The organism is Sporosarcina luteola (genome assembly GCF_023715585.1).
In the GTDB taxonomy this organism is placed as follows: Bacteria; Bacillota; Bacilli; order Bacillales_A; family Planococcaceae; genus Sporosarcina; species Sporosarcina luteola_D.
In genome coordinates, this window is record NZ_JAMBOK010000001.1 from 1 (window position 1) to 22360 (window position 22360).

General features: G+C 45.8%; 17 protein-coding genes, 20 tRNA genes, 2 rRNA genes, 1 pseudogene and 1 riboswitch. Of the genes and pseudogenes, 34 read left to right on the forward strand and 6 right to left on the reverse strand.

Features of this window, described 5'->3' with window-relative positions; all coding sequences use genetic code 11:
- From M3193_RS00005 to M3193_RS00110, 22 genes are all read left to right on the forward strand, one after another.
- Positions 1–125 (forward strand): 23S ribosomal RNA (locus M3193_RS00005); the annotation flags it as partial.
- Between the two features lie 161 nt (positions 126–286).
- Positions 287–402, forward strand: a 5S ribosomal RNA gene (gene rrf, locus M3193_RS00010).
- A gap of 131 nt (positions 403–533) precedes the next feature.
- Positions 534–609 (forward strand) — tRNA-Val (locus M3193_RS00015).
- A gap of 21 nt (positions 610–630) precedes the next feature.
- Positions 631–706: transfer RNA gene (locus tag M3193_RS00020), tRNA-Thr, on the forward strand.
- A gap of 6 nt (positions 707–712) precedes the next feature.
- Positions 713–788: transfer RNA gene (locus tag M3193_RS00025), tRNA-Lys, on the forward strand.
- Positions 789–818: 30 nt separating this feature from the next.
- A tRNA-Leu gene (locus tag M3193_RS00030) sits at positions 819–900 on the forward strand.
- A gap of 8 nt (positions 901–908) precedes the next feature.
- Positions 909–983 (forward strand) — tRNA-Gly (locus M3193_RS00035).
- Positions 984–991: 8 nt separating this feature from the next.
- Positions 992–1080, forward strand: a tRNA-Leu gene (locus tag M3193_RS00040).
- 17 nt (positions 1081–1097) lie between these two features.
- A tRNA-Arg gene (locus M3193_RS00045) sits at positions 1098–1174 on the forward strand.
- 16 nt (positions 1175–1190) lie between these two features.
- A tRNA-Pro gene (locus M3193_RS00050) sits at positions 1191–1267 on the forward strand.
- A gap of 8 nt (positions 1268–1275) precedes the next feature.
- Positions 1276–1351: transfer RNA gene (locus M3193_RS00055), tRNA-Ala, on the forward strand.
- Between the two features lie 21 nt (positions 1352–1372).
- Positions 1373–1446: transfer RNA gene (locus M3193_RS00060), tRNA-Met, on the forward strand.
- Between the two features lie 7 nt (positions 1447–1453).
- A tRNA-Ile gene (locus M3193_RS00065) sits at positions 1454–1530 on the forward strand.
- Between the two features lie 19 nt (positions 1531–1549).
- Positions 1550–1642, forward strand: a tRNA-Ser gene (locus M3193_RS00070).
- 66 nt (positions 1643–1708) lie between these two features.
- Positions 1709–1783, forward strand: a tRNA-Met gene (locus M3193_RS00075).
- A 3-nt stretch (positions 1784–1786) separates the two neighbouring features.
- Positions 1787–1862, forward strand: a tRNA-Asp gene (locus tag M3193_RS00080).
- A gap of 85 nt (positions 1863–1947) precedes the next feature.
- Positions 1948–2023 (forward strand) — tRNA-Phe (locus M3193_RS00085).
- A 6-nt stretch (positions 2024–2029) separates the two neighbouring features.
- Positions 2030–2103 (forward strand) — tRNA-Gly (locus M3193_RS00090).
- Between the two features lies 1 nt (position 2104).
- Positions 2105–2178 (forward strand) — tRNA-Ile (locus M3193_RS00095).
- A gap of 6 nt (positions 2179–2184) precedes the next feature.
- Positions 2185–2259: transfer RNA gene (locus M3193_RS00100), tRNA-Asn, on the forward strand.
- A gap of 9 nt (positions 2260–2268) precedes the next feature.
- A tRNA-Ser gene (locus M3193_RS00105) sits at positions 2269–2359 on the forward strand.
- A gap of 9 nt (positions 2360–2368) precedes the next feature.
- Positions 2369–2440: transfer RNA gene (locus tag M3193_RS00110), tRNA-Glu, on the forward strand.
- Positions 2441–2865: 425 nt separating this feature from the next.
- On the opposite strand, the gene M3193_RS00115 is transcribed toward M3193_RS00110, so the two are convergent.
- Positions 2866–3615, reverse strand: coding sequence for a TraR/DksA C4-type zinc finger protein (locus tag M3193_RS00115; RefSeq protein WP_251623551.1), 750 nt, complete (start codon positions 3613–3615; stop codon positions 2866–2868).
- A gap of 172 nt (positions 3616–3787) precedes the next feature.
- Positions 3788–4735: a 1,4-dihydroxy-2-naphthoate polyprenyltransferase gene (locus M3193_RS00120; RefSeq protein ID WP_435372004.1), complete on the reverse strand. Its 948-nt coding sequence runs from the start codon at positions 4733–4735 to the stop codon at positions 3788–3790.
- Between the two features lie 156 nt (positions 4736–4891).
- Between M3193_RS00120 and M3193_RS00125 the strand changes: the two genes are divergently transcribed.
- The 5 genes from M3193_RS00125 (at position 4892) to M3193_RS00145 (ending at position 11164) form a co-directional block, all read left to right on the forward strand.
- Entirely contained in the window at positions 4892–6277 is a 1386-nt protein-coding gene (locus M3193_RS00125; RefSeq protein WP_251623554.1) for an isochorismate synthase, read from the forward strand.
- Positions 6270–7982: a 2-succinyl-5-enolpyruvyl-6-hydroxy-3-cyclohexene-1-carboxylic-acid synthase gene (menD, locus tag M3193_RS00130; RefSeq protein WP_251623556.1), complete on the forward strand. Its 1713-nt coding sequence runs from the start codon at positions 6270–6272 to the stop codon at positions 7980–7982. Before M3193_RS00125 ends, menD begins: the two co-directional genes overlap by 8 nt.
- A complete protein-coding gene (menH, locus tag M3193_RS00135; protein ID WP_251623558.1) occupies positions 7975–8799 on the forward strand; it encodes a 2-succinyl-6-hydroxy-2,4-cyclohexadiene-1-carboxylate synthase in 825 nt (274 codons plus the stop codon). Before menD ends, menH begins: the two co-directional genes overlap by 8 nt.
- A 16-nt stretch (positions 8800–8815) precedes the next feature.
- A complete protein-coding gene (menB, locus tag M3193_RS00140; RefSeq protein WP_251623560.1) occupies positions 8816–9634 on the forward strand; it encodes a 1,4-dihydroxy-2-naphthoyl-CoA synthase in 819 nt (272 codons plus the stop codon).
- A gap of 81 nt (positions 9635–9715) precedes the next feature.
- A complete protein-coding gene (locus tag M3193_RS00145; protein ID WP_251623562.1) occupies positions 9716–11164 on the forward strand; it encodes an o-succinylbenzoate--CoA ligase in 1449 nt (482 codons plus the stop codon).
- Positions 11165–11213: 49 nt separating this feature from the next.
- Here M3193_RS00145 and M3193_RS00150 read toward each other — a convergent pair whose 3' ends face one another.
- Together M3193_RS00150 and yidD are read right to left on the reverse strand one after the other, a co-directional pair.
- Positions 11214–12185, reverse strand: coding sequence for a metal ABC transporter solute-binding protein, Zn/Mn family (locus M3193_RS00150; protein ID WP_251623564.1), 972 nt, complete (start codon positions 12183–12185; stop codon positions 11214–11216).
- Positions 12186–12302: 117 nt separating this feature from the next.
- Entirely contained in the window at positions 12303–12533 is a 231-nt protein-coding gene (gene yidD, locus M3193_RS00155; protein WP_251623566.1) for a membrane protein insertion efficiency factor YidD, read from the reverse strand.
- Between the two features lie 102 nt (positions 12534–12635).
- Between yidD and M3193_RS00160 the strand changes: the two genes are divergently transcribed.
- The 6 genes and pseudogenes from M3193_RS00160 to M3193_RS00185 form a co-directional block, all read left to right on the forward strand.
- On the forward strand, positions 12636–13085 hold the full coding sequence (locus M3193_RS00160) for a Dps family protein (RefSeq protein ID WP_251623568.1): 450 nt from the start codon (positions 12636–12638) through the stop codon (positions 13083–13085).
- 139 nt (positions 13086–13224) lie between these two features.
- The gene (locus M3193_RS00165) at positions 13225–14547 is read left to right on the forward strand and encodes an NAD-dependent malic enzyme (RefSeq protein ID WP_251623570.1); all 1323 of its coding nucleotides are present in this window, start codon (positions 13225–13227) and stop codon (positions 14545–14547) included.
- A gap of 56 nt (positions 14548–14603) precedes the next feature.
- Positions 14604–14963, forward strand: a complete 360-nt coding sequence (locus M3193_RS00170) for a transposase (RefSeq protein ID WP_251623571.1) — start codon at positions 14604–14606, stop codon at positions 14961–14963.
- Positions 14964–15006: 43 nt separating this feature from the next.
- Positions 15007–15450, forward strand: coding sequence for an NUDIX hydrolase (locus M3193_RS00175; RefSeq protein ID WP_251623573.1), 444 nt, complete (start codon positions 15007–15009; stop codon positions 15448–15450).
- Positions 15440–16234 (forward strand): alpha/beta hydrolase family protein, encoded by a 795-nt coding sequence (locus tag M3193_RS00180; protein WP_251623574.1) that lies wholly within the window; start codon positions 15440–15442, stop codon positions 16232–16234. Before M3193_RS00175 ends, M3193_RS00180 begins: the two co-directional genes overlap by 11 nt.
- Before the next feature lie 349 nt (positions 16235–16583).
- A pseudogene (locus M3193_RS00185) lies at positions 16584–17035 on the forward strand (transposase); the annotation flags it as partial.
- 263 nt (positions 17036–17298) lie between these two features.
- On the opposite strand, the gene M3193_RS00190 reads toward M3193_RS00185, so the two are convergent.
- Both M3193_RS00190 and pckA read right to left on the reverse strand, forming a co-directional pair.
- Positions 17299–18681 carry an MFS transporter gene (locus M3193_RS00190; RefSeq protein ID WP_251623575.1) on the reverse strand — a complete coding sequence of 461 codons (1383 nt, stop codon included), beginning with the start codon at positions 18679–18681 and terminating at the stop codon, positions 17299–17301.
- A 168-nt stretch (positions 18682–18849) separates the two neighbouring features.
- Positions 18850–20436 carry a phosphoenolpyruvate carboxykinase (ATP) gene (pckA, locus tag M3193_RS00195; RefSeq protein WP_251623576.1) on the reverse strand — a complete coding sequence of 529 codons (1587 nt, stop codon included), beginning with the start codon at positions 20434–20436 and terminating at the stop codon, positions 18850–18852.
- A 171-nt stretch (positions 20437–20607) separates the two neighbouring features.
- A riboswitch (SAM riboswitch) is annotated at positions 20608–20727 on the forward strand.
- Positions 20728–20913: 186 nt separating this feature from the next.
- Here pckA and metK point away from each other — a divergent pair.
- Entirely contained in the window at positions 20914–22116 is a 1203-nt protein-coding gene (metK, locus tag M3193_RS00200) for a methionine adenosyltransferase (RefSeq protein ID WP_251623577.1), read from the forward strand.
- Positions 22117–22360: the final 244 nt, after the last annotated feature.

Genomic DNA, 22360 nt, shown 5'->3' on the forward strand with positions numbered 1-22360 from the left:
AAGATGAGATTTCCCATTACGCAAGTAAGTAAGATCCCTCAAAGAAGATGAGGTGGATAGGTCCGGGGTGGAAGCGTGGCGACACGTGCAGCTGACGGATACTAATCGATCGAGGACTTAACCTTAAAGTTATTTAAGTACGGTTGAACTTGAAGTTGGGCGAAAATGTCTGTTTTATCCGGTTTTGAACGAATAAGCATCGTTCAAATAAGTTTTTTAAAAAAAGACTTGTAAATCTCGTCAGAGTTGGTATAATCAATATTGTCTTCATTGAAAGGCGATAAAGTCTGGTGACGATGGCGAAGAGGTCACACCCGTTCCCATACCGAACACGGAAGTTAAGCTCTTCAGCGCCGATGGTAGTAGGGGGCTTCCCCCTGTGAGAGTAGGACGTCGCCAGGCCAACTAAATCATTACATAGTAAGCAGACAACGATACAAAATGTACAAGCTACATAACTGATCGAACAAAGCTGACATAGTAGTGAGAAGTTGATTGCAAACTTTACGGTTTTGAAGTAAGAGTTGCAACATGGAGGATTAGCTCAGCTGGGAGAGCACCTGCCTTACAAGCAGGGGGTCGGCGGTTCGAACCCGTCATCCTCCACCATATATTACAAAATAATCAATTGCCGGTGTAGCTCAGTTGGTAGAGCAACTGACTTGTAATCAGTAGGTCGTGGGTTCGACTCCTATCGCCGGCACCATCTTTTGAGCCATTAGCTCAGTCGGTAGAGCATCTGACTTTTAATCAGAGGGTCGCAGGTTCGAATCCTGCATGGCTCACCATTTCTTGACTTCTTGTCTTGAACTGAATATGCGGGTGTGGTGGAACTGGCAGACACGCTAGACTTAGGATCTAGTGCCGTAAGGCGTGGGGGTTCGACTCCCTTCACCCGCACTTTCAATGCGGAAGTAGTTCAGTGGTAGAATACGACCTTGCCAAGGTCGGGGTCGCGGGTTCGAATCCCGTCTTCCGCTCCAAATCATTTGCCGGGGTGGCGGAACTGGCAGACGCACAGGACTTAAAATCCTGCGGTAGGTGACTACCGTACCGGTTCGATTCCGGTTCTCGGCACCAAACAAATATTATATTTTGCGCCCGTAGCTCAATTGGATAGAGCATCTGACTACGGATCAGAAGGTTGTGGATTCGAATTCTTCCGGGCGCGCCATTATCTTAATGAATATCGGGAAGTAGCTCAGCTTGGTAGAGCACTTGGTTTGGGACCAAGGGGTCGCAGGTTCGAATCCTGTCTTCCCGACCACTTCTTATGGGGCCTTAGCTCAGCTGGGAGAGCGCCTGCCTTGCACGCAGGAGGTCAGCGGTTCGATCCCGCTAGGCTCCACCAAATTACTTTAATACTTTTCCTGGCGGCGTAGCTCAGCTGGCTAGAGCGTACGGTTCATACCCGTAAGGTCGGGGGTTCGATCCCCTCTGCCGCCATCCTAAAGGACCTTTAGCTCAGTTGGTTAGAGCAGACGGCTCATAACCGTCCGGTCGCAGGTTCGAGTCCTGCAAGGTCCACCACTATTTGAATAGTCATCACGGAGGAATACCCAAGCCTGGCTGAAGGGATCGGTCTTGAAAACCGACAGGGGTGTTAAAGCCCGCGGGGGTTCGAATCCCTCTTCCTCCGCCATATATCTTAAAAGCAGCAATAGTGGTTGCCTAGGACAACTGAATACGAGATGTAAATTATTATTATCGCGGGGTGGAGCAGTGGCAGCTCGTCGGGCTCATAACCCGAAGGTCGCAGGTTCAAATCCTGCCCCCGCAACCAAATGGTCCCGTGGTGTAGCGGTTAACATGCCTGCCTGTCACGCAGGAGATCGCCGGTTCGATCCCGGTCGGGACCGCCATTTTCTTTTATTACATATCAGTTACGATTTGATGATTGCAGATTTCTAAGTGACTCAGAAATTATTAGCTATCCAAGTCAAATGTGGCTCAGTAGCTCAGTCGGTAGAGCAAAGGACTGAAAATCCTTGTGTCGGCGGTTCGATTCCGTCCTGAGCCACCATTCTTTGCGGGTGTAGTTTAGTGGTAAAACCTCAGCCTTCCAAGCTGATGATGAGGGTTCGATTCCCTTCACCCGCTCCATGGGCCTATAGCTCAGCTGGTTAGAGCGCACGCCTGATAAGCGTGAGGTCGGTGGTTCGAGTCCACTTAGGCCCATCATATTCCGCAGTAGCTCAGTGGTAGAGCAATCGGCTGTTAACCGATCGGTCGTAGGTTCGAGTCCTACCTGCGGAGCCAATTTTATACGGGGAAGTACTCAAGTGGCTCAAGAGGCGCCCCTGCTAAGGGCGTAGATCGCGAAAGCGGTGCGAGGGTTCGAATCCCTCCTTCTCCGCCATATCTTAATGGCCCCTTGGTCAAGCGGTTAAGACACCGCCCTTTCACGGCGGTAACACGGGTTCGAATCCCGTAGGGGTCATACTAGTAAGCAAGTGTAGAAAGAGAGAAATTCTCTTATACACTTGCTTTTTATTTTGATTAGAAATACATGCATAGGCGAGAAGCGCATAAATGTTCAGAGGTGCGCATACATGCTGTCATAAATCATAAACGCTAAATATGACGCGTATCCGCAGTTACAGACGCATAAACTTCCGCATAACCTTCGTAAATGTACACTAGCATGATTTATGCGTGCTTCTCTGCAATTATGCGGCATTATCTAGGTTTTTGCGTATGTAATTCGATTTATGCGCAAGCTTACGACAGTATGCGCTATTCCAAGCGTTTATGCGTTAGTATTCGATTTTATGAGCATTTCCGAATGCATAGGCCGAGAAAACTCTAAAAAGGACTGTAGCAGGCAGTCGATGATCACCGACACCTGCTACAGTCCTTGTTTTCTTATTTATCGCCTGTGTAGCTGTCTCTAAGATGATAGGGGATGTCTCCGAGAGGTGATTCCAACCCTTCTTCATCTAATTCGCCCTCATATTCCTCTGATATCTCCGACCTTACAAATCCTCTTGTTTCGCCTGTGATATCTGTACTGATGAATTCCTCCACTTCTTCCACCGCGCCGTCCAATATTTCATCATCATAAAGAGTATTATAGTCATCATGATCTCCTATAAAATCGGAAGGTGTTTCTGAAGTTCCCGATTTAGCGATTTCTTGAAAGCTGTCTTCACTGTCTCTTTCATTGCTTTCCCTTCCAGTGCGGTCTCTTCTATCTGCAAAGGTGTTAGGATTGGCCATGATCAAAATATCCTCTTCCGATGGTCGATCGTTCGGAATATCCCTCTCAGGCGTATGATCTATACAGTAAGTCGTATAGGGAAGTGCCTCCAGCCGTTCAAAGGGTATTTCATTATTACAGACTTCGCAATATCCGTAAGTGCCATTGGTTAAAGCATTCAAAGCATTCTCCACTTTATCTGATTCGTCTCCTGCATGAACATGTAGGGCTAGGTCCTTTTCTCTTTCAAAAAGTTCAGTTCCCATGTCTCCCGGGTGATTATCATAAGTTGATAATTCCCCGACTTCCTCGCGAGCAGAATCTCTAATGTCGGTTGTACTCTCGGTTTTCTGCAATTGGGATTTCATTTCAAGCAAACTTTCTTTGAGTTCCGCTTTCTGTTCATTCGTTAACATGATCAGCACATCCTTTTATGTTAGTTGCATTAGTATGGTCAGAGCCCGATGACTTCATAGCAATGAAGCATTGTACCTTCTCAATTCCTTTTGAATCGATGAACTAAACATGGAAGACAAATACAGACAAAAAAAAGACTTGCCAAATAACTGTGCAAGTCCATCAAAGTACTTATAAATAATGTCCAATTAGAATGCCGATACCTAATAATAAACCGAATAATGTATTTGTGACGGCTGTGTCTTTCATTGCAGGCATGACCTGTAATGGCAGCAAGTGTGTGCGGAAGGTGGCAATCGCATGTATCGGTTTACGCACACTTAGAAATACGAGCAATGCCCACGGGGTTAGATATCCTAAAGCCATAAGTATGATTATCCAGCAATAAGAGACGATAAAGAAGGAAGCAAGGATGGTAATTGCATTAGATCTTCCAACTAGAATGGCTAACGTTTTCCTACCGCCTTCTTTATCACCTTCCAGGTCACGGATGTTATTTGCCATCATGATCGCAGCGACGAGGAGCATGCTTGGAATGGAAATGAGCACTGCGTCTGTTGTTACTGCGCCAGTTTGAATATAGAAGGCAATCAGAATCAGCAGCATTCCCATGACTACGCCTGAAACAAGCTCTCCAAAAGGTGTGTATGCGATCGGCAGCGGTCCCCCGGTATACAAATAACCGATCAGCATCGAGATGCCTCCGACCAGGGCTAGCATCCAGGAAGTCTCCATGCAAATATAAATCCCTATGAGTACTGAAACTGCATATAACGCAAGTGCAATAGTTAAGACCGTTCTTGGCTGTACGCCATTCCGAACGATTGTCCCACCGATTCCAACAGAGTTTTCATTGTCCAATCCACGTTTGAAATCGTAATATTCATTAAACATATTGGTAGCCATCTGAATGAAAAGGCTGGCAATCAGCATGGCGAAAAATAACGGGAAATGGAGTTTTCCGTGAGTTAAAGCAATCATTGTTCCTAGAAAAACCGGAGCGAAAGCCGCAGTCAGCGTATGGGGTCTCGTAAGCTGCCACCAGATTCGCCATCCGGAATCAGCTTTTATAGTATGTTGCAATGTATTCTCTCCTATCCTTATGATTCCGTTATCCATTGTACTCCAAAACGGCTAAAAGAGGTATCCTTGTTTGCATTATCTATGCGAGGATGCCGATATTCCGGTATAATGGAAGTAAGAAATTCATTCTTCGATAAAAATACTAAGTGTTTCATTTCAAGATAATGGTTTGAAGATAAAGGAGAGAATATGATGGGTCACAAGATGACGGATGTTCGTGAGATGCAAAAAGTGATGATATCCCCGAGTACTCGCTTCTTCACGGAAACTGTCGAAGTCGGAAGGATAGCACCTTTGTCTTTTTTTGAAGCAGGCGCATCGCAATACAATGACAGTCGGTTCTATTGGCAAAACGCCGATAAGACATTGACGATTGTAGGGATTGGACAAGCCTATACGTTAGCAACCGGGAGAACCGTCGGCCGATATAATGACATTTCAGAGAAATGGAAACAGCTTTGCTCCATTCTCATAAAAGAGGAAAAAGATATTGATCCAGTCCTCTTTGGAGGATTTTCATTTGATGAGGAAAACAGAAAGGAATCGGAGTGGGAAGAATTCCCGTCCGGTCATTTCGTTGTGCCTTCTTTCCAATTGAAAATTGAGGAAGGAAAGACTTTCGTTTCCATCAATATGATTACGAACCGTAAAGAAGCCGCATTGGACTTTGAGAGGCTCCGGGATGAGCGCGACAAGCTGATTCATATCGCTCAGGTGGAAGAGTTTGACTTTGCGAATCAAAATAAGGTCATCGAAATGACGGAGCGGGGCAAAGATCAGTATTTGAAAGCCGTAGAAAATGCCACCGAAGCAATACAGAAAGGCAAGGCGGACAAAGTTGTCATCGCCCGTGCGCTTGAACTTCAATTTGAGCAGGAAGTAAATAGCGTCAAAGCACTGCATGCAATTACGAATGAACAGCAGGAGAGCTATCATTTCGGCCTTCAGATAGGGAAGTCGCTGTTCTTTGGTGCGACGCCTGAACGTCTAATTGAAATTAAGAATGGGAAAGCCTACTCGGCATGTGTAGCCGGATCGATCCGTCGCGGAAAATCGGCACAGGAAGATCGGCAGCTCGGTGAAGCGCTCTTGAGTGACCGAAAGAACCGGGAAGAGCATCAGCATGTCGTGAGCATGATCTCGAATATCTTTAATAAGTATTGCAGTGAAGTGCTCATTCCGAAGACGCCGAAATTGATGAAGATCAGGGATATCCAACATCTGTATACATCTGTTGAGGGGTCTCTCGGAGAGGAGAACGATATCTTCTCATTCGTAGAAGCTCTGCATCCGACGCCGGCATTGGGAGGAGTCCCGACAAATGTCGCATTGGAAATCATTCGGCACGAGGAAGAAATGGATAGAGGGTATTACGCTGCTCCTATCGGTTGGATAGATGCCGCAGGAAACGGGGAATTTGCAGTTGCCATCCGTTCCGGTTTACTCAATTCGGATCGGGCATATTTGTATGCTGGAGGAGGAATCGTTGCGGATTCCGTTCCCGAACTGGAATATGACGAGACGTGGGTGAAATTCAGACCGGTATTGAGGGCGTTAGGGGGAAAGTTGAATGGATGAACGACGAGTGTTAACAGACCACGTTTTACGATTGACAGATACGTTATTGCAGGCAGGCGTTAGAGAGGCCGTTATCAGTCCGGGTTCCCGTTCAACGCCGCTCGCTTATGCTTTTGCTGCCTCAGAAAAAATGGAGACATATATGCAAGTGGATGAGAGGTCAGCAGCGTATTTCGCACTCGGCTTAGCCAAGGCAACCGGCAGACCGGTTGTCTTACTGTGCACTTCGGGAACGGCGGCGTCAAACTATCACCCTGCCATCACTGAGGCGTTCTACGCCCGCATCCCGCTGATTGTCCTGACGGCTGACCGGCCGCATGAACTGAGGGGCGTGGGAGCCCCTCAGGCAATCGATCAATTGAACATGTACGGCAAGCATGTGAAATTCAGTGTCGACCTGCCATTGGCGGAGGACAATAAAGAGTTGGATTGGTTTTTAGAAAGGCATGTCAATCGTGCCGTTTCCGTTGCGATGACAAAACCGATGGGGCCGATCCATTTGAACATTCCATTGCGGGAGCCGTTACTGATCGATTTCGACAGAAAACCGAAGGCATCGACTTTCGTTGAAAGGATCCATGGCGATATTAACCTCACAATTAGCCAGAAACAATCACTGGCCGCTCTTTTTTCAAAGACTGAAAAAGGGCTGATCATCGCTGGGGAGTTGCCTATCGGATTTGATAAGGATGCATTCTGGAATTTTGCACGGCGATTGCAGTGGCCTGTGTTATGTGATCCTTTATCCAATTTGAGATCTGAAGTGCCTGAAGACTGCAGGCCACTTTGTATCGTCCATTATGATGCCCTGCTGAAAAGTGAAGCATTCCAGTCGGAGGCAATGCCTGACACGGTCATCCGTTTCGGAGCACAGCCGGTTTCGAAGCCATTGTCTTTATTTCTGAAGAAACACCGGCCTGAAGTGTTCGCAGCTGTGGATGAATCACCGGAATTCCGAGATTCGCTAGGTGTAGTTACGCATCACCTGCAGTCATCACCGGAGGCGATTTATGACGTGCCAGGACAGCAGGAAACGACCGTCTACAGCGAGACGTGGGCTTCGGCTGATGAATTCGCCGAGACGGCTACGAGACGGTATGAAGGCACTGCAGGAGATGAAGGTGTCATTGTGAAAACATTATTAGACATGCTTCCGGATGGCAGTGATCTAATAAGCGGCAGCAGCATGCCAATCCGAGATGTAGATACATTTTTCTGTAAGACTGAGAAAGATATTACCGTTTTTTCCAACAGGGGAACAAACGGCATTGATGGCGTTGTCTCTACGGCGTTCGGCATTGAAGCGGCACGGAAACGACCTACGTATCTGCTAATTGGCGATTTGTCCTTTTTACACGATGTAAACGGATTGATCGTATCCAGGTTCCATAAGACGAATTTGACGATTGTCATCTTGAATAACGATGGTGGAGGTATTTTTTCTTATCTTCCCCAGGCAGGCGTAACCAACCATTTTGAAGAACTATTCGGGACACCTACAGGTTTGACATTCGAACATATCGGCGCCATGTATGACACGCAGTACGCTGCCGTAAACACAATTGATGAGTTCAAGGCGGAAATACAAAAAGAAAAGACGAAAGACGTACGCATCATTGAAGTGTTCACAAGCAGGCCGGTGAATGTAAAGGCGCATCGTGCTTATTGGGCTGACATCATTGAAGGGCTTGAAGGAAATGATTGACCTTCAAGTCCCCGTACGTGGACTTTCAATCCATGTCGAGATGGAAGGGGATCCTCATCTGCCCGCAATCGTCTTTCTACACGGTTTTACAGGAACTGCCTCCACTTGGAATGAAGTTCGGAGAGAATTCATAGGGAAGTATCGGACGATTGCCATAGATTTAACAGGGCACGGAAAAACTAGCATCCCGTACAAACCCGAGCGCTATTCAATGGAGGAGCAGATTGAAGATCTGGATGCTCTTTTTGGTTATTTGAGATTGAATTCCTTTTATTTGGCAGGTTACTCGATGGGCGGACGCATTTCACTCGCGTACACAATCAAGTATCCAGAACGTGTGAAGGCTTTGATACTCGAAAGCTCGTCTCCCGGCTTGTCGGAAGAACAAGTGAGAGCCGCACGGAAGGCGGCGGACAAGTTGCTGGCAAGTAAGATAATTGAGGAAGGCATCACTTCTTTTGTCGATAAATGGGAGAATATCCCCCTGTTTGCTTCGCAAAAAAGTCTTCCTGCAGAAAAAAGGAGGACGATCAGGGAGGAAAGACTACAGCAAAACGAAATCGGATTGGCCAACAGTCTGATAGGAATCGGAACGGGAAGCCAGGAATCCTATTGGAAGGCCCTTCATTCGATGCCAAATCCTGTTTTTCTTATAACAGGTCAATTGGATGCGAAATTTGTAGCAATTGCCCGGGAAATGAACGGACTTTCTCCTACATGGCGACATGCTGTCGTTCCAGGGGCGGGACATGCAATTCACGTGGAAAAACCGCAATTGTTTGCTACAATGGTTATGGAGTATTTGCAAGATCACTAATTGGAGGAGGAAGAAAATGACACGTCAATGGGAAACGATCCGTACATATGAAGATATCAAATATGAGAAGTACAACGGCATTGCAAAAGTGACGATCAACCGTCCGGAAGTACGCAATGCATTCCGTCCTAAAACTGTAATGGAGCTGATCGATGCATTTTCTCGTGCGCGGGATGATGAAAGCATCGGCGTCATCATCTTGACTGGAGAAGGCGAGAAGGCATTTTGCTCAGGAGGCGATCAATCTGTACGCGGTCATGGAGGGTATGTCGGGGATGACGAGATTCCTCGTTTGAATGTCCTTGACCTGCAAAGATTGATTCGTGTCATTCCGAAGCCGGTAGTCGCAATGGTTGCGGGATATGCAATCGGCGGTGGCCATGTATTGCATGTCGTATGTGACTTGACGATCGCAGCGGATAATGCACGGTTCGGACAAACTGGACCGAAAGTCGGTTCATTCGATGCTGGATATGGATCGGGTTATTTGGCTCGCATCATCGGTCATAAGAAAGCAAGGGAAATCTGGTATCTATGCCGCCAATATGATGCACAACAAGCATTGGATATGGGTCTTGTCAACACAGTTGTCCCTTATGAGCAATTGGAAGATGAAACGGTTCAATGGTGTGAAGAGATGCTCGCAATGAGCCCGACTGCGCTTCGTTTCATCAAAGCGGCGATGAATGCGGATACGGACGGACTAGCTGGTCTTCAACAACTGGCTGGAGACGCAACATTGCTTTACTATACAACGGAAGAAGCGAAAGAAGGACGCGACGCATTTAAAGAGAAGCGCAAGCCTGATTTCGGCCAATTCCCGCGTTTCCCTTAATCGTGTTAGCATTGTAAATCAAATCATCCAAGCTGCCTGTTCACATAGGCAGCTTTTCTATTCGAGAAGGAGGGTGAGCATATGATTCCAAATTGGTTATTGCAGAGGGCATATTTGACGCCCGATCGGATGGCCCTGTCCTTTGGGGACGAGCAATGGACATTCCGTCAATTACTGGAAAAGGCAGATATAATTGCCCAGAAATTACGTTGGAACGGTCTTAACGAAGGGGATCGGATTGCCTTATTGGGCCGCTCGACACCCGAGATGGTTTTTATTATCCATGGCTGTCTGTTGGCAGGGCTCGAAATCGTAATGTTGAATAGCAGGCTATCCTCCAAAGAGATTTCCTGGCAATTGAATGATAGCGGTGCATCGACTTTGTTAGCCGATGATGCATTTATTGAATTGATCAAGCAGGTCGGCACTCCGAAGCTTTTATTTTCTGCAATTGGAATAAGTGAGATGCAACCTGCCACGTATACGGAAATGTGGGAACCGTCAAGGACGATTACAATCATGTATACGTCAGGGACGACAGGCTTTCCGAAAGGTGTCCGACAGACGGCCGGCAACCATACATCAAGTGCGGTGTCCTCGGTATTGAATTTAGGATTGTCAGAGGATGATATCTGGCTTTGTACGATGCCGTTGTTCCATATTAGCGGTTTCTCCATACTAGCAAGGTCCGTCATTTATGGAATGGGCGTACGGTTGTATGAAAAATTCGATGCAGCATCAATTGTAAAGGAGATTGAAAAGGGGACTGTGACAAGAATCTCCGTTGTTGCGACAGGGCTGCACAGGATTCTGGATGAATTCGAGAAAAATGGGTCGGCTGCCCACTCTTCATTTCAGTCGATGCTAGCTGGCGGTGGCCCAGTGCCGGATGATTACTTGCGTCGAGCGGTTAACCATAGGCTGCCGGTCCTACAAACTTATGGAATGACGGAAACGAGTTCCCAAACCGCAACACTTACTTCCGAGGACGCCTTACGGAAATCCGGGTCTGCGGGCAAGCCTTTATTTTTCAATCGGATCATGATCAGAGATGCCCAACAACCTGGGGAGTTTGGCGAGGTGCTCGTTATGGGGCCTCACGTTACACCGGGATATATCGGGCATGCATCCGACAGGGAGCCATTGGAGGAAGGCTGGCTGCCGACAGGGGATATCGGGTATATCGACGAGGAAGGCTACTTATTCATTGTCGATAGACGATCCGATCTGATTATTTCCGGGGGCGAAAACATATATCCCGCTGAAATAGAAAATGTACTTATGTTGCATCCTGACGTAAAAGAAGCAGGTGTGTGCGGAGTAGATCATCCTGAATGGGGCAGCGTGCCAGTCGCGTTCATTGTAGGCGGCGACGAATATCTGACAGGGGAAGATTTAGAAAAGCATTGTAAAAAACAGCTGGCCGGTTATAAAATTCCAAACGCCTTCCATTTTGTAGAAGAGCTGCCGCGCAATGCCTCGAATAAGTTACTTCGCCGTGAACTGAAAGAATGGGCTTTACGCAAATGAAAAAGCAGTGTTGGATATCCACCTAGGGATTCTAACACTGCTTTTTGCATTAGTTGCTAAGCGCTTTTTCAAGCACGTTCAAATTGCGCTCCATTAGCGTAAAGTAGGTTTCATTTTTGTTAATATCCTCCTGCGTGAGGACGCCTAAATTATGGAGCATCAAAGATTCTGCGCCGATTTCTTTTCGGATGACTTCCGTCAACTTTGAGGAAACATTCTGTTCGAATAATATATAGTTTACATTTTTCTCTTTTGCCTCTTCAACAATAGTAGCAAGCTGCTTTTGGGATGGTTCGCTTTGGGAATTCAATCCGGCAATCGCCACTTGTTGTAAACCGTATTCATCTGCAATGTAGCCGAACGCTGCATGCGATACGAAGAAGGTCTTTGACTTGGCTTTGTTGGCCATTTCCTTGAAACGCTCATCCAATTCCATCAAGTCATCTTCCAAAAGATCGAAATTCTTTTCAAAAGCCTCTTGCTGATCGGGCATAGTTGAAATGAGCGCTTCTTTTATAGAGGCAGCGAGTTCGATGCTCAACTTTGGAGAAATCCATACATGGGGATCGAATTGGCCGTGGGCATGCTGGTCATGCCCTTCTTCGTCATGCTCATCATGTCCTTCTTCCTCATGTCCTGCTTCCAGGAGATCTTCCGGAATGGCTTCCGCAGTTGCTACGAATTCCACTTTTTCGTTCTTTAATGTCTTTTGGGCATTTTCCACGAATCCTTCAAGTCCAAGTCCTATATAAAAGAACAGGTCCGCATCGGATAGCGCGATCATGTCCTTCTGTGTCGGATCGAATGAATGCTCATCCGCTCCTGCTGGGTAGATGGACGTAACATTGACAAAATCTCCGCCGATCCTCTCCGTAAAGTATTGTAGAGGATAGACAGTCGTGAATACGGTTAACTTCCCATCATTGCCGTTGTCCATCTTGCCTTTATCCTTCTTGTTCCCACAGGCACCAATGAGCAATATCATTATAAGTGCTAGAAGAACGAGCGATTTCTTTTTCATAAGTAAATCCTCCGCCAACTTAATAGTAATGATTACGATTTAACTGCTTTCTTATAATACAAGATAGCAATAGTTTTCGCAACTTAAAAGTAAAAAAACCGGCCAAGGCCGGAAAAGTTATGTTTTATTGTCATTCTTTTCGGGAACCGGATCAAAACCGCCTTCATGGAAAGGGTGGCATTTCAGAATCCTTCTCACTGCTAACATCGATCCTTTTAATGCGCCGTGTTTCTGAATAGCCTCCACTCCATAATGTGAGCAGGTTGGATAAAACCGGCATGATGGCGGAGTGAGTGGAGAGATGATTCTTTGATAAATTTTAATTATACCGATCAAGATTGTTTTCAATGTTAGGCACCCAGCTTTCTTCTGTATGTTTATTTTATTTGTTTCAGTGGTAAATTAACAGAGAGAAGCATTATGAATAAGAAATTGAAGAGGGGTTTTTTTATGTCCAAGGAATTAATGGAAGAATTAAATGTACAAGTCTCCACATGGTCAGTCGTGTATGCGAAACTGCATAATTATCATTGGTACGTAAAAGGGAAGCAGTTTTTCACGCTCCATGCAAAATTTGAGGAGCTTTACAATGAGGCGACAGCACATATGGACGAAATCGCTGAAAGGATCTTGACGCTTGGCGGAAATCCTACAGCAACATTAAAAGAACATTTGGAGCAATCGGTCGTAAAAGAGGCGAAGGGTGATGAAACAGCCGAGGATATGGTGAAAACAATCGCCGACGACTTCGATAAAATCATGAAGTCCTTGAAAAAAGGTATGGAGGCTGCGGCAAAAGACGGCGATGATATGACCGAGGATATCTTGAATGCTACGTATCAAAGCATTGAAAAGCACCAATGGATGTTGAACGCATTTCTTGGTGAAGACAATAATTGATGATTTGGTCTTGAAAGCATGAAATAGAGTGTGGTTTTCCTATTAATCTAGGGAATCCGCACTTTATTTTTGTTGACTCCTCTTATTATGTGTAAAATGGGGTACGGGAAGTTATAGGAATCATATAGGAGGCGACATCATGTCACATATCCAATTCATAAGGAATTTAATTATTGAAACGCCATCAAAGCCTGGAAATTTTGCAAAGGTAGCTTTGGCGATCGGTGAATTGAAAGGTGATATTGGAGATATCCAAACAATTAAAGTCGGAACATTATCGACAATTAGGGATGTCTCCGTTCAGTGCACGAGCGAGGAGCAGTTGGAGCAGATTGTAGCAGCAATTAATGCGATTGGAGAAGGGATTCAAGTGCATGCTGTTACGGATGATGTTTTGCATGCGCATGAAGGCGGAAAAATTGCGATGAAGAGTCGGGTGGAAGTCCGATCCTTGGGAGATCTACGAAGGATTTACACGCCAGGAGTTGCGAACGTATGCAAAGTGATTCAAAACGATCCAGTACAAGCCGAATATTTCACCGGAATCTCTAACACGGTCGCAATTGTGACGGACGGGACGGCAATTTTAGGTCTAGGCAATATTGGACCTGTCGCAGGCATGCCTGTCATGGAAGGAAAGGCGGTCCTGTTTGACCAATTCGCGGGTATAAGCGGTATTCCGATTTTGCTCAACACGAGCGATCCTGATGAGGTGGTGGAAACCGTCAAGCATATTCACCAAAGCTTCGGAGGGATTCTATTAGAGGATATCGGCTCACCGCATTGTTTTGAAATCGAAGAGCGTCTAAAAGCGGAACTGGATATTCCGGTCATGCATGACGACCAACACGGCACAGCTGTCGTCACGCTCGCTTCAGCCCTCTCGGCATGCAGGCAATCGGGAGTGGAATTGTCTCAATCCGTCGTTGGGCAAATTGGTTTGGGTGCTGCTGGCCTTGCAATCAGTAGAATGTTCATGGCATATGGCGTGAAGGACATGCGCGGTGTGGACCCAAATCCAGAGGCGGTCGACAGATTGAAACAACATGGCGGAATCGCTTTGGAATCAGTCGAAGAGATCATGCAGACTTGCGATATTGTTATTGCTACAACTGGCGTGCAAGGATTGATCAAACCTGAAATGGTCCGCAAAGGACAAATCATTTTGGCACTGTCCAATCCCAATGCGGAAATTGATCCGGAAGCGGCATTAGAGGCAGGAGCTGCATTTGCTGCGGATGGCAGGCAAGTGAATAATATTCTAGGCTTCCCTGGAATTTTCAGAGGTGCTTTGAATGCGCATGCGAAAGAAATCACATATCCGATGCTCATTGCTGCTGCGCTCGCAATTCTGGACAGTACAAAACCGGGTGATCTCGTTCCGCATCCATTGGATCCAGCAGTGCATGAAAATGTTGCTAACGCCGTGGAGCGCGTTGCGAATGAGGCAAATTTAATTTAAAGTATTGCATTGTTTATCCAAAGTGACCCATACTACGACAAAAAAGGATGGGTCACATGGAAAACGACAAAGTTAGAATGTACGTATCGATTGCTAATCAACAAATCTATCCACATAAGCATGCCTCGCCTTGGGAATACGAGGTGGAGATGAGCCGGGAGTTTCTGCCGGTTTTCCAACAACTATTTAATCAGATGGACAGACTTGAATTCCGCAACTTCTTGCGATCCCATTTGCCCTATATCCCTTACCATTATGACAGGGACAATCATGATGTCGATCGCAGGACAATGATGCTTTATGCATTGATCCATGAATTCACGGATGATGAAACGAAGAAGTTCATTGAACAGCTGCCGTATTTTACAAAAGGCAGGCCATTGATCACTTCAGCTCCCGTTCAGCCATCCAATTGAGCGCGAAAGGACGTGAAGTCAAATAGCAACTACATTTCGGGATTTGCAAGGAGCACAAGTCGAGCTGACCTTCGGCGAAAATTGCTTAGGCATGGAAGCGAGACATGTGCTCGTTGTGCTGAAGCATGAGGGGAGATGGCTCGTTACTCGCCACTCCGTCCGCGGTATCGAATTTCCCGGTGGTAAAGCGGAAGACGGAGAAACGATTTCAGAAGCCGCAATTCGAGAAACGATTGAAGAAACAGGTGTAACCATTACAGAGCTCGTCAAGTTTGCTGAATACGTCGTCATGAGCAATGTAACTTTTTGCAAAGCGGTATTTACAGGAAAAGTGTCCAGCATTGATGAAAATCCACAGTTGTATGAAACGGAAGGCGCATTGTGGATGACCGATGATGAATTGGCAAGCTGCGAAGAGTTGAGTTTCCATATGAAAGATGCCGGAATGGCAAAAATACGAAAGTGGGTGGATGCATATGTTTCCTAACGGAGCAATTTTCCACCGGAGGGAGTATCCTTCACCAAATCCGAATATCCGTCTTGAAGAAATAACGTATTGGTCGGATGGGCTGAAGGTGAAGGGGCTGCTTGCTGAACCGAAAAGTGGAGGAAATTACGAAGGGATCATCTATTTGCGCGGGGGCATGCAACATGTGGGGATGGTCCGTCCAGCCCGGATTGCCCAGTTCGCTTCACAAGGTTTTGTCGTATTTGCTCCTTATTACCGTGGCAACAGGGGCGGAGAAGGGCGTGACGAGTTCGCAGGAGACGATCGGCAAGATGCGGTCTATGCAGTTGAAGTGTTGAAGCAAAGTTCGAAGCTGAACAAGGATAGGATTCATCTTTATGCATTCTCCCGTGGCGGCATCATGGCTCTTTGGACAGCAATTTTGCGAGAAGATATCACTTCTGTTGTGACATGGGCCGGTGTCTCGGATGTCATCTTTACATATAATGAACGCGAGGATATGCGCCGGATGATGAAGCGTGTCATCGGCGGCACTCCAAATAACATGCCTGAAGCATATCGTGAACGGACGGCTTTATTCAGGGTGGATGAAATCAATGCTCCAATTTTGATTATCCACGGCATGAAGGATGAAAATGTTTCGTTTGAGCAGGCGATATTGCTTGAAGATGCTTTACGCGAGAAGGATAAGGAGTACGAGACCTGGTATTTCCCCGACTATACCCATTACTTCCCGACCGCGCATAATGCGCAGATCGTACGGGATTTATGTGATTGGATGAGACGGCAAGGGAATGAATAAAGTAAATACAAAAAAACCGTTAATGGTTATTTCAGACTGTAGACAAACATCATGAATTTTGGTGTTTGCCTCCAGTCTCTTTTCTTTTAAAATAGAGATAAAGCTACAATGTTGATTTGCGCTACGAGCGGACGCTTTCCGCGGGCACGGCTTCAGCCAATCGAACAACGAAGGGTTCGATTTGCCTTAATTTCTGCGTTCTTTGCAGAAATTAAGGCAGCCTATGCTCGCAAAAGCCGTTCTACGTAACGGCTTTCGCTCAGTCCAGGGTCTTCAGCTCGCGCTGTTCCCGCAGGAGTCGCCGCTCTCCGCTCCAATCAACGGTGTTTTCTATTTACTCAATGAGGTCAAGATGACATTCATTCAATATACCTTCGGCATCCGATCCATGCGCCAGACAATCAAGGAAATTGAAACTAATGTGGCATATCGCTGGTTCTAGGCTTCGGCTTTCATACAGAGGTTCCTCACTTCTCCGTCCGGATCATATCTTCATTGATTCGACCCATGTGAAAGCGAGTGCGAATAAGTGAAAGTTTGAGAAGAAGGTTGTTTGTAAAAGAAGAGAATAAGGAGATCAAGGAGTCGACAACAGACCCGGAAAGTGGTTATTACGTTAAAGATGAACGGACAAAGCAGTTCGCTTATTCTTTTTCACGCTGCCACGGATGAAAAAGGATAGTTCTCGCAAACATCTTTACACCGGGGAATGTCCAGGACAGCAATTTGCTTGAACCATTAGTCCAGAGAATCATCGAACAAGTGTCGTTTCCGCTCACTCATGCTTACAAAACGCCAGCCTAGCTTTTATGGAGGCTGCCCCTGTCTTAAAGGATTTCCAGTTGATTGGAGTGCGGGCGGCGACTCCTGGGGGATCAGCGAAGCGTGAAGACCCCGCAGGAGCAAAGCGACGAGGAGGCTGAGGGCAAGCCCCCCGGAAAGCGTCGCCCGGAACGGAAAACAACGTCCGTAGTCTAACGTTTGTTAATTAGTGCGTCTAATAAGACAAAAGGGATTGAAATCAATTTGATTTCAATCCCTTTTAGAGGCAACCGTAATGGTTGTTAAGCTTTGCGTTTAACAGCATCATTTGGAACGAGGAAGATAATTGATAACAATGCGATCACTGCGAAAATGACGTTGGCAATGATACCTCCAGTTGCTGCTGCATGTACACCGCTGTTTTCTGAAATGACGGCATATACAGTAGCTGAAATCGCGACTCCAAAAGCTCCACCGAGGGAACTTGCCATTTTATAAATGCCGGAAGCGGCACCTATTTTTTCATCCGGTGCATTTGAGACGGCAGTGTCGGTGGAAGGGGTCGCATAAATTCCTAATCCAAATCCAAACACAGCGAAACCTAAAAATACGATGACAGTATAGGCGAGATCCGGTAAAAACGTGAGCCCCATCACGCCAACACCAATGAGTGTAAATATAGTACCCCAAACCATTGGTTTTTTTGCGCCGACTTTTTGAAGAATCTTTTCACCGACGCGAATCATGGAAAGTACGACTACCAAATAACCGATGGAAAGCATACCCGATTGGAAGGATGTAAATCCTCGTCCTTGCTGTACATACGTATTTGCAACGACAAGCGTTCCAGCCACAGCATTGAGCAAGAAGTTTGAAATAGTTGCCCCTGTATAAGGCATGTTTTTAAATAATTTAAAATCAATTAATGCGTTCTCCTTGCCATTCTCAACTTTAATGAAAGCAAAAGCGCCAATAATTGCAACGGCTATCAAAACAATCGTAATCCAGTTAGTCCAACCAAGTTCATCACCTTGTGTGATGAAAATATTCAAAGCTAACATTGTGATGATAAATACAATCAGGCCGCTAACATCAAACTTGGAGTTACCGGTTTGTTTTGCTTTACTTTCAGGAGTGTCTTTAAGTAACCACAAGGCAAGAATTGCAAAAATGATGGAGAAAATGAAAATCCATTTCCATCCCAAATATGTTGCAACTGCTCCGCCAAATAATGAACAGACGCCAGAACCACCCCAGGAACCAATTGACCAGTAACTTAGTGCCCGTTGACGTTCTGCCCCTTCAAAATAATCTTTCATCAAGGCAATCGTTGAAGGCATAATACACGCAGCCGATAAACCTTGAATGATTCGGCCAATAATGAGTAAGAATGCCCCATTTGCAAAAACTAGACAAAGGGAACCAATGATACTTAGAATAAGACCTACATTTGTTATTTTCTTCCGCCCGACTTTATCAGCAAGGCCACCTGCCGCCACAATGAAAATTCCAGAAAAAAGTGCAGTTAAACTAATTGCAATGTTTACAGTCCCGGAGGAAATACCTAAATCGTTCTGAACTGCAGGAACAACGTTCACCATTGATTGTGCAAATAACCAGAATGTCAATACACCAAATACGATTCCTATAATCAACTTATTTGTACCTTTATAAGCAGTTGTCATATTTTACTCTCCCTCTTTGAAATCACTCAATTTATTGTCTGCAGAATTAGTGTTTCTATGCAAAATTATATTTGAGCAAACTTTATGGGAGAAAATCAATTGCATGCCGAAAGATAAAACAATCCAGGTGCAAAAATCGCACCTGGATCGTTAATTTTTCTATATTAATTAGGCGATTGGTCCGCCTTTTTCAGTAATTTCTTCAGAAACATGACCGAATTTCTTAAAGTTGTCACGGAAAAGATCCGCCAATTCTTTTGCTTTTTGATCATAAGCTAGTGGATCGCTCCATGCATTGCGAGGGTTCAATACTTCAGTCGGTACACCGGCAATGGTTTTAGGCATTGCTAGACCGAAAATTGCATTCGTCTCGAATTCTGTATTTTTCAATTCGCCAGCAAGCGCTGCGCGGACCATCGTGCGTGTATGCTTCAATGCCATACGCTGTCCTACGCCGTAAACTCCGCCAGTCCAACCTGTGTTGACGAGGAATACTTGTGCATCATGTTCATCGATTTTCTTACCTAGCATTTCTGCGTAAACCGTCGCAGGCAATGGAAGGAAAGGAGCACCAAAGCATGTAGAGAATGTTGCTTCCGGTGACGTGACGCCGCGCTCAGTTCCTGCAAGTTTCGACGTGAAACCGCTCAGGAAGTGATACATCGCTTGTTCCTTCGTCAATTTAGAGATCGGAGGCAATACACCGAATGCATCTGCAGTCAAGAAGACAATCGTCTTAGGATGTCCCGCAACTGATGGCACTGCAATATTGTCGATATAATGGATCGGATACGCTGCACGCGTATTTTCAGTCAATGAATTATCGTCATAATCCGGCTGGCGCGTCGTTTCATTCAGGACGACGTTTTCTAAGACCGAACCGAAACGGATCGCTCCGTAAATTTCTGGTTCTTTTTCTTGTGAAAGGCTAATCGTTTTCGCATAGCAGCCGCCTTCGATATTGAACACGCCATTTTCGGACCAACCGTGCTCGTCATCACCGATCAGCTTGCGGTCAGCATCTGCGGAAAGCGTCGTTTTTCCTGTGCCGGAAAGGCCGAAGAACAAAGCGACATCTCCTTCTTTGCCAACGTTAGCTGAGCAGTGCATTGGAAGGATTCCTCGCTCAGGAAGCAAGTAGTTCATGACGGAGAAAATGGATTTTTTCATTTCTCCCGCATATTCCGTACCGCCAATCAACACAATGCGCTTCTCAAGTGATACAATGATGAAGGTTTCGGATTTTGTTCCGTCCACTGTAGGATCCGCCTTGAACGTCGGAGCAGCAATAACTGTGAATTGTGCTTCATGCGTTTTCAATTCTTCTGCGGTAGGGCGGATGAAGAGATTATGGACAAACAGGTTTTGCCATGCGAATTCATTGATGACTTGGATGGATAGCTGAGAGTTCTTATCAGCTCCTGCAAAGCCTTTGAATACGAAAAGCTCTTCCTTCGCTTTTAAGTGGGTAAGAACTTTCTTATATAATGAATCAAAGATTTCAGATGAAATCGGGCGGTTCACTTTGCCCCAGTCGATTTTCTCTTTTGAAGAATCTTCTTCGACAATGTATTTGTCCTGAGGAGAACGACCAGTATACTTTCCTGTCTCGGCAGTAAGTGCGCCGTCTGCGGAAAGTTTCGCTTCTCCACGGGAAGTAGCTTTTTCAATAAGTTCCGCCACTGAAGGCTGTATGTTTACGTTGTTGCCTGAAAGTAACTCGTGTAATCCGTTTTCAATTTTAGCTGAAATCATTTTTGGTACCGTCCTTTGCATGTAATCCCATTAGATGGGTATCATCACATTTCGTAAATAGTATAACACATTTAGAATAATAATCTATACTAATGAAAAACTCAAGTACATATGTCTAAAAATGTTTGACAAAGTGCAGACTTTTTCGTAGGATTGTTTATTGAACGGATACTCTTATCCCGAGCTGGCGGAGGGACAGGCCCTATGAAGCCCGGCAACCTGCGTGGACCATTAATGGCCGCGAGAAGGTGCCAAACCTGGAGCAAGGTTAAATTCCTTGGACGATAAGAGTGAAAGGTGCTGCTTTTGAAATTATGCCTTTCCTCATGTGTATTTACGTGAGAGAAGGGTTTTTTTATTGATTCTAACAGGCCCTTAATCCTTGTGTATGTTGACGTCGACTCTCTAGGCGCTGAACTTACTGGGACAATTAGAGTACCGTATCAATATTTGCAAGACGTTAAGGAGGAAACCACAATGACAAATCGCCGATTATTCACTTCTGAATCGGTAACAGAAGGACATCCGGACAAAATGTGCGATCAGATTTCTGACGCTATTTTGGACGCTATTTTAGAGGAAGACCCGAATGCGCGTGTAGCGTGTGAAACGACAATCACGACAGGACTCGTACTCGTCATCGGGGAAATCACGACAACAACGTATGTAGACATCCCGAAGGTTGTACGGGACACGGTGAAAGAAATCGGCTATACGCGAGCGAAATTCGGATTCGACTGGGAGACGTCATCTGTATTGACATCCATTGATGAACAGTCATCGGATATCGCTGCGAGCGTCGACCAGGCACTTGAAGCACGCGAAGGAACAATGAGTGATGAAGAGCTTGAAGCTATCGGAGCGGGTGACCAAGGACTGATGTTCGGGTATGCTTGCAATGAAACGCCTGAGCTGATGCCGATGCCGATCAGTTTATCCCACAAGCTTTCACGCAGGCTTGCTGAAGTCAGGAAAGACGACACACTCGACTATTTGCGTCCTGACGGGAAAACGCAAGTGACGGTGGAATACGATGAGGATAATAAACCGGTGCGGATTGACACAATCGTTATTTCCACTCAACACCACCCTGATATCACTTTGGAGCAAATTCAAAATGACATAAAGGAACATGTTATCTATCCAGTCGTCCCTTCCGAGCTATTGGATGGAGAGACAAAATACTTCATCAACCCATCTGGCCGTTTTGTTATTGGCGGACCACAAGGGGATGCCGGCTTGACGGGTAGAAAGATCATCGTTGACACATACGGAGGCTATGCGCGTCACGGCGGCGGTGCATTTTCAGGTAAAGATGCGACAAAAGTCGACCGTTCTGCATCCTATGCTGCACGTTATGTAGCGAAGAACATCGTTGCTGCAGGTCTCGCAGATCGTTGTGAAGTCCAACTCGCCTATGCAATCGGTGTTGCAAAACCGGTTTCGATTTCAATCGATACATTTGGAACAGGCAAAGTAGAGGAAAACAAGCTTGTGGAAATCGTGCGCGAGCTGTTCGATCTACGCCCGGCAGGCATTATTAAAATGCTCGACCTACGCCGTCCAATTTACAAACAGACTGCAGCTTACGGCCATTTCGGACGTACTGACGTTGAACTCCCTTGGGAGCAGACGGACAAAGCGGCTGAATTGATTGAGAAAGCTGGAATGACTGTTTGATAATGTGAAATCAGGAAGCGTGGAAACCCCCACGCTTCCTTTTTAGTTGTGGAATGAGAAGTTTTTTGGCGAGAACGAGAACTCTTTCGAGAAGAACGAAAAGTTGCCGGGGAAAAACGAGAACTAGAGTATAGTGGATACAGAAGGGAACCTAACCAGTTTCATAGCGTTTATTATATAACTAGAATTAAGGGGCAGGGGATTCCAAAATGGCGTTTAGCTTATTATTTGTGGCTCTCATAGG